This window comes from Actinomyces haliotis (genome assembly GCF_015355765.1).
Lineage (GTDB): Bacteria > Actinomycetota > Actinomycetes > Actinomycetales > Actinomycetaceae > Actinomyces > Actinomyces haliotis.
Window position 1 is genome coordinate 1 of record NZ_JACWNA010000034.1, and the last position, 7,446, is coordinate 7,446.

The following is a 7,446-nucleotide window of genomic DNA, read 5'->3' on the forward strand; positions in this document are numbered from 1 at the left end:
GGCCACCGGAGGCCACCAGCGCCTCGATCGCCTCACGACCCGCACCACCCGAGGGCGCCTTCTCATCCGTCATGGTCATCAGTGTCAGTCCTTCCAGGAGGGCTTACACAAACCATTGAACAGGCCCTGGGAGTCGCCTCGGCCGGGGCCCTGACCGCCTGCGGAGGCAAGACCACCGCCACGTCGGCAGCCACCAGTTCCCCGTTGACCATCCCCTCCCAGACCCCGATGAGCCCCGCCCCCGGCGGCACGGTCGTCAACCACGCCCTCACCCCGCGCCCCGTCACCCTCGACCTGGGCGGCGTCACCGCCAAGACCTGGGCCTACGGCGACGCCCTCGACGCGCCCGTCCTGCGCGCCAAGGCCGGTGACCTGCTGCAGGTCCGCGTCGACAACAAGCTGCCCACCTCCACCTCCGTCCACTGGCACGGCATCGCGCTGCGCAACCCCAGCGACGGCGTGCCCGGCGTCACCCAGCCACCCATCGAGGCCGGCGCCTCGTTCACCTACCAGTTCGTCGCCCCCGACCCCGGCACCTACTTCTTCCACCCCCACACCGGAGTCCAGATCGACCGCGGCCTCTACCGGCCACTGATCATCGACGACCAAGCCGATCCGGGCCGCTACGACCACGAATGGGTCATCACCCTCGACGACTGGACCGACGGCATCGGCACCTCACCCGACGACATCCTCGCCGCGTTCAAGGCCCAGAACGGCACCGTGCCCAGTGGCATGAACCACGACATGGGCGGGATGGACCACGGCACCTCGCCCCTGGGCGACGCCGGCGACGTCACCTACCCCCACTACCTGGTCAACGGCCGCATCCCTTCCGCCCCCCGCACCCTGACCGCCAAGCCCGGACAGAAAGTACGCCTGCGCATCATCAACGCCGCCTCCGACACCATCTTCAAGATCGCCCTGCAGGGCCACCGCCTCACCCTCACCCACACCGACGGCTACCCCGTCACCCCCACCGAGGCCAGCGCCGTCTACCTCGCAATGGGCGAACGCCTCGATGCGGCCATCACCCTCGGCGACGGCCTGTTCGTGCTCCAAGCTGCGCCCGAGGGCAAGAAGGGCACCCCGGCCCGCGCCATCGTGCGCACCGGCGCCGGCAGCGTCCCGCCCGCCGACAAGCGCATCACAGAACTCGACGGCACCGCCTTGGTGACCACCCAGCTCAAGCCCGCCGACAGCGCCCGACTGCCCGACCGCAAGCCCGACATCACCCTGGACGTGGCACTCAACGGCCAAATGAAGCCCTACGCGTGGGGCCTCAACGGCAAACGCTTCGGCGAGGACACCCCACTGGCCGTCAGCCGCGGCCAGCGCGTGCGGCTGCGGATGACGAACATGACCATGATGGCCCACCCCATGCACATCCACGGCCACACCTGGGCCCTGCCCGGCAGCGACGGGCTGCGCAAGGACACCGTCCTCATCCGCCCCATGGAGGCCGTCGAGGCCGACCTGCAGGCCGACAACCCCGGCACCTGGATGCTGCACTGCCACAACATCTACCACGCAGAACTCGGCATGATGACGACCCTGCGCTACTGAAACGCCCCGGCCGATGTCGGCCACCCACGCCTGCACTGATGGCGCGGCTGCCCCCTTGCAGCAGCCGCACCATCGCCGTCTGCAGGTCTTGACCAGAGCTTCACCAAACCTCGCGGGCGCATTGACATCGGCCCGCCACGGTGGAGGTTGAAGGAAAACCCTTTCCCCGACCAGACAAGGACACGCCATGTACACCAGCCCCGACCAGGACCCCACCAGCACCACCCACCAGCACGGCGCGGCCCACCAGCACGGCGAGTCCCACCACTGGATGCACCTGCTGATGTGCGCCCCGATGCTGCTCGTGGTCGCCGGCTCCCTGTGGGCCGGACGCGCCAGCCTCGCCGCCAGCGGCGTCCTGGCCGCCCTCGTGCCCGCGATCGGCTGCATGCTCATGATGTGGCTGATGATGCGCACGATGGACCACCCGAACGCCACCACCACCCACGGCCACACCGCCCCCTACACGTGCCCCATGCACCCCGAGGTGACCAGCGACCAGCCCGGCCGCTGCCCCGAGTGCGGCATGTTCCTCGTCGATGCCGACGCTGCACCCGCCACCCACCAGCACGGACACGGCCACCAGCTCGGACATGCCCAGCAGCACGCCGGCCACGACGCGCACGGCCACGACCTCGCCGGGCCCAGCAGCCCGGCCCCCGATGCCGTCGGTGGGGGCACGTGGCTCTGCCCGATGCACCCCGAGGTGACCAGCGACCACCCGGGACGCTGCCCCAAGTGCGGGATGTTCCTGCAACCCGCCGACGGTGGGGACGCGCCGGCCGCACAGCACCACGACCACCAGCACCCCACCGGCTAGCCGGCGGTGTTGGCCGGTGCGGTCGCTGCAGGGGACTGGACCTGCCCGATGCACCCCGAGGTCCGCAGCGACGGCCCCGGTGACTGCCCGATCTGTGGCATGGCGCTGGAGCGGGTCTCGGCCGGGCTCGACGACGGCCCGAACCAGGAGCTCGTCGACATGCGTCGCCGGTTCCGGGTGGCGGCGGCGCTGACCGTGCCGCTGGTGGCGATGGTGATGGTTCCCATGGTGCTGGGGCGTGCGCTGCCCGGCAGCGTCGCGCCGTGGCTCGAGCTGGCCCTGTCGACGCCGGTGGTGTGGTGGGCTGGGTGGCCGTTCTTCGTGCGCGGCGCGAAGTCGGTGGCCAGCCGTCACCTGAACATGTTCACCCTGGTGTCGTTGGGTGTCGGTGCCGCGTGGCTGTACAGCGTGGTCGCGGTGCTGGCGCCGGGGTTGTTCCCGTCCGGGATGCGGGCGATGGACGGCCGGGTCGGCACCTACTTCGAGGCCGCGGCAGTCATCATCACCCTGGTGCTGCTCGGCCAGGTCCTCGAGCTGCGGGCCCGCGACCAGACCTCCGGCGCGATCCGCACCCTGCTCGACCTGTCACCGGCCACCGCGCACCGCATCGGGGCCGACGGCATCGAGGCCGACGTGCCGGCCGCCGAGCTGCAGCTGGGTGACCGGTGCCGGGTGCGGCCGGGCGAGAAGGTGCCGGCCGACGGCACCGTGGTCGACGGTCACGCGTATGTGGACGAGTCGATGATCACCGGCGAGCCCGTACCGGTCGACAAGAACACCGGCGCACGAGTCATCGGCGGCACCATCGCCAACGGCGGCAGCCTGGTGGTGGAGGCCACCGGCCTGGGCGCCGACTCGACCCTGGCCCGGATCGTCGACCTGGTCTCCCAGGCGCAGCGGTCCCGCGCCCCGATCCAAGGCCTGGTCGACAAGATCTCGGCGGTGTTCGTGCCGGTCGTGATCGCCGTCGCCCTGGCCGCCTTCGGGTTGTGGCTGGCGATCGGGCCGCAGCCGCGGCTGCCGTTCGCGATCGTGGCCGCCGTCAGTGTGCTGATCATCGCCTGCCCGTGCGCGCTGGGTCTGGCCACCCCCATGTCGATCATGGTCGGTGTCGGCCGCGGCGCCAGCGAGGGCGTGCTGGTCAAGAACGCCGAGGCCCTCGAACGGCTGCAGAAGGTCGACACCCTCGTCGTGGACAAGACCGGCACCCTCACCCAGGGCCGCCCCAGCCTGGTCGACCAGCAGGGCGTCAACGGCCACGACGACGCGCAGACACTGCTGCTCGCCGCGGCCGTGGAGGCCGGCTCCGAACATCCCCTGGCCAGGGCCGTGGTCGATGCCGCCCGCCAGACGGGACGCACGGTGCCAGCGGCCAGCGACTTCGCCGCCCATCCGGGTGGCGGTGTCAGCGCCACCGTCGACGGCCGGCACGTGCTCGTCGGCAGCCCCGCCTTCCTCGACACCCAGGCCATCGACACCCATGCCCTGGCCCCCGTGGTGGAGGCCTACCGCCGCCGCGGCGCGACCGCGATCGTCGTGGCCGTCGACGGCCGGCCGGCCAGTGTGATGGCCATCGCCGACCCGCTCAAGGCGACCACCGCCGGCGCGATCGAGGACCTGCGACGCCGCGGGATGAAGGTCGTCATGCTCACCGGCGACAATGCCACCACCGCACGTGCCATCGCCGACGAGCTGCGCATCGACCAGGTCGTCGCCGACGTCCTGCCCGACCAGAAGCACGGCCACGTGCAGGACCTGCAGGCCCAGGGCCACACGGTCGTTATGGCCGGCGACGGCGTCAACGACGCCCCTGCCCTTGCCGTGGCCGATGTGGGTGTGGCCATGGGCACCGGCACCGACGTGGCCATCGAGAGCGCCGACGTGACCCTGCTCGGCGGTGACCTGGCTGCTCTGGTCACGGCCCGCGACCTGTCGGTCGCCATGATGCGCAACATCCGCCAGAACCTGGTCTTCGCGTTCGTGTACAACGTGGTCGGCATCCCGCTGGCCGCTGGTGCCCTCTACCCGGCCTTCGGCTGGCTGCTGTCGCCCGTCATCGCGGCAGCCGCCATGGCCCTCAGCTCGGTCAGCGTGATCACCAACTCCTTGCGGCTTCGTCGCCGCCGCTGACCCCAAGAGCCCAGCCGGTCGTTGTTCACCCCATCACAGATGCCCGGGCTCGGGTGTGGGCGAGGCGGTAGGAGTTGGTGCCGGTTTCGATGATGGTGGCGTTGTAGGTGAGGCGGTCGACGATTGCTGCGCACAGGCGGGGGTCGGTGAAGGTGTCGGTCCAGGCGGAGAACGACTGGTTGGAGGCGATCGCGATGGCGTTTTTCTCCTCGCGTTCGGTGAGGACTTGGAACAGCAGTTCGGCGCCTCGCCGGTCGAGTTCCATGTAGCCGAGTTCGTCAATGACGAGGAGGTCGACGCGGCCGTAGCGGTTGATGGTCTTGGTGAGTTGTTTCTCGTCGGCGGCTTCGACGAGTTCGTTCACGAGCCGGGTGGCGAGGGTGTAGCGGACGCGGTAGCCCTGTTCGGCGGCGGCGGTGCCGAGCGCGATGAGCAGGTGGGATTTGCCGGTGCCGGAGTCCCCGATCAGGCACAGGGGGTCACCGCGGCGGATCCAGTCGCCGGTGGCGAGCTCGTTGATGGTGGCGGGGTTGATGTTGGGGTTCGAGTCAAAGTCGAAGTCGGCGAGCCACTTCTCGCGGGGGAAGCCGGCGCTCTTGATACGACGCAGGGTGGAGCGGCGGTCACGGTCATCGACCTCGGCCAGGAGGAGTTCGGCCAAGAAGCCTTGGTAGGTGAGTTGTTCCTTCGTGGCGGCCGCGACAGCGTCATCGACCACGGCGCGGATCGTGGGCAGCCGCAGCCGGCGGCAGGCCTGGTCGATCGCGGCCTGCGCGGCTTGCTCGGTAAGGCTGTGACGACGGCGAAGACCGCCTTGGCGGCTGCTGGTGCTCGTGGTCATGGGGTTCCTGTCTGGGTGTGGTGGTGGACCTCGGCGCTGGCCGGGGCGGGGTCGGGTTGGCGTCGGCGCAGGAGTTCGTCGTAGGCGGTGACGGTGGGCAGGGGCCGGGTGTCTTCGGGCAGGTGCGCGATGACCTGGTGCGGGTCGGTGGGGCGCCGTGGTGGCAGGTTCACGACCGTCCCGCCCCTGGTCGGGCTGGCTGGGGTGGGTGTGTGGTGTGTGGCGTGGCGTCGGGCTTCGACGGCGACGACGTCGGGGCTGATCGCACCTACCGACAGGGCTGAGGTGATGCCGGCGATCACGGCGTCGGCGGGGGAGGGATCGGTGGAGCAGGAGCACGTCGATCAACGCTTGGGTGCCTGCGATGTCGCCGCTGGTCTTGCGGGCTGCGGCCCAGAACGCGTCGTGGGCCGCGGTGAATGCTCCGGCGGCGCGGGCCTGCGCGAGGGCGGTGGATCCGGGGAACGCGCCGGGCTTGTGGCGTAGGACTTCGAGGTAGTGGTCCAGCTCGACCCGGTTCACGCCGCGGGTGCCGAGGCGGGGGTGGGTGGCGAGGACGGTGCGGCCTTCGAACACGACCACGCACGAGGCCCGCAGGGACACGCGGACGCGTTGACCGATCAGGTGGGCGGGCACGGAGTACTTGACCATGCGGACGGTGATCAGGGCGGAGCGGTCGACCCGGGGGTGGAGGAGCAGGCCGGGGTCGAAGTCGTCGGCGGGTAGGGGTGCCAGGTGTGGGAGTTCGGCGTGGTGGTCCTGCCCGATCGTGCTCGCGTGCCCGGTGATGCGGCGGGTGTTGTCGTCGTGCTCCCAGGCGCGGATCTTGTCGTTGAGTTCGTCCAGGGTGGCGACTGCGGGCATGGGGGTGAGGTGGTTTCTGCGGAACCATCCGACCTCGCCCTCGACGCCACCTTTCTCGTGGGCGCCGTCGATGCCTGGCTGGCAGTAGAACGCGTCGAAGCCGTAGTGGGAGCGGAACAGCACCCAGCGTTCGTTCTCGTCGCGTAGCCGGTTCCCGCCGTGGATGACCTGGACGACGGCGGAGGTGAGGTTGTCGTAGCGGATGTGGCGGGTGGGGATGCCGCCCAGGGCGTGGAAGGCCTCGATGTGTCCTTCGAGGAAGGCCTCCTGTCCGCCGGTCGGGTAGACGCGGTGGATGGCCTTGCCGGAGCGGGACAGGCGGTAGACGAACATGTGGCACTTGGTCTTGACGCCGTCCAGGATGACGTAGACCTCGCCGAAGTCGACCTCGGCCTCCGCGCCGGGGGCGTGGTCCTGCGGCACCATCGCCTCCACCCGGCGCCCGGCCTCCAGATCGATCTGCGCCCGCCGGACCCGGACGTAGTCACGCACCGTGGAGCAGGACAGGTCGGTGGCGCCGTGCTCGTCGCGGAGCCGGGCCAGGATCCGGGTCGCGGTGTGACGCTGTTTGCGCGGCGCCGTCAGGTCGTAGCGCAGCATTTCGTCGATGGCCGGCTTGTACGGGTCCAGGCGCGGTGCCGTGCGGACCGGTTTCTTGCGGGGTGGGGGTTCGGCAGCGGCCAGGGCCTGGCGGACGGTGCGGCGGTGGACTCCGTGTTTGCGGGCGAGCTCGCGGATGGACAGGCCATCGACTCGCGCGTCGTGGCGGATGTCGGCATACAGCTGCACTCGTGACCCCATCTTGGCTCCCTTGCCCTCGCGACTGGTTCCCAGTGATGGGGACCAGCGTGAAGGGGTGGGGCCAGTTCAGACCGTCAACACCCCGGCAAGTCGCACGCGGGGCCAGATCAGACCGTCACAACGGGGCCAAACCAAGCTGTCACACCCACCCCACGCTGCACGGCCTGAATCGTTCGGATCACCTCATCCGCAAGGTCGTGCCCCACGCGCATTTCAAGGTCCCCGCCTGACGTCGTCAAGACGACGACCGTGTTGAGCCCCTTCCCGCGCTTCTTCGCGATGGGGGTGATAGCGGACTGAAGCGCCCTGGGTTTCGTTCCGACCTGTTATCTCAAGGAGGATCGGATCATGCCCCAGAAGTACACGCCCGAGTTCAAGGCGCGCGCCCTGCAGCTCATCGAAGAACGCGTCCAGGCCGAGCAGT

The 7,446-nt window shown here is 70.0% G+C and carries 5 protein-coding genes and 1 pseudogene; 3 read left to right on the forward strand and 3 right to left on the reverse strand.

Going from position 1 to position 7,446, the window contains the following annotated elements:
- The first annotated feature begins 204 nt into the window (after nucleotides 1-204).
- From IXW69_RS11275 to IXW69_RS11285, 3 genes are all read left to right on the forward strand, one after another.
- On the forward strand, nucleotides 205-1,566 hold the full coding sequence (locus IXW69_RS11275) for a multicopper oxidase family protein (RefSeq protein WP_228525371.1): 1,362 nt from the start codon (nucleotides 205-207) through the stop codon (nucleotides 1,564-1,566).
- 187 nt (nucleotides 1,567-1,753) lie between these two features.
- Complete coding sequence (locus IXW69_RS11830) at nucleotides 1,754-2,386, forward strand: heavy metal-binding domain-containing protein (RefSeq protein WP_228525373.1); 633 nt, start codon at nucleotides 1,754-1,756, stop codon at nucleotides 2,384-2,386.
- A gap of 6 nt (nucleotides 2,387-2,392) precedes the next feature.
- On the forward strand, nucleotides 2,393-4,516 hold the full coding sequence (locus tag IXW69_RS11285) for a copper-transporting P-type ATPase (RefSeq protein ID WP_323745304.1): 2,124 nt from the start codon (nucleotides 2,393-2,395) through the stop codon (nucleotides 4,514-4,516).
- 25 nt (nucleotides 4,517-4,541) lie between these two features.
- Here the strand turns inward: IXW69_RS11285 and istB are convergent, their stop codons facing one another.
- The 3 genes and pseudogenes from istB to IXW69_RS11835 all read right to left on the reverse strand — a co-directional run.
- Complete coding sequence (gene istB / locus IXW69_RS11290) at nucleotides 4,542-5,357, reverse strand: IS21-like element helper ATPase IstB (protein WP_194786434.1); 816 nt, start codon at nucleotides 5,355-5,357, stop codon at nucleotides 4,542-4,544.
- A pseudogene (gene istA / locus IXW69_RS11295) lies at nucleotides 5,354-7,022 on the reverse strand (IS21 family transposase). Before istA ends, istB begins: the two are co-directional and overlap by 4 nt.
- Before the next feature lie 213 nt (nucleotides 7,023-7,235).
- Nucleotides 7,236-7,446: hypothetical protein (locus IXW69_RS11835; protein WP_228525376.1), on the reverse strand; the 211-nt coding region annotated here is incomplete at its 5' end.

Bases quoted from the DNA above. Each gene is read 5' to 3' on its own strand.
- IXW69_RS11830 (WP_228525373.1), top strand. From the start codon at position 1,754: ATGTACACCAGCCCCGACCAGGACCCCACCAGCACCACCCACCAGCAC.
- istB (WP_194786434.1), bottom strand. From the start codon at position 5,357: ATGACCACGAGCACCAGCAGCCGCCAAGGCGGTCTTCGCCGTCGTCAC.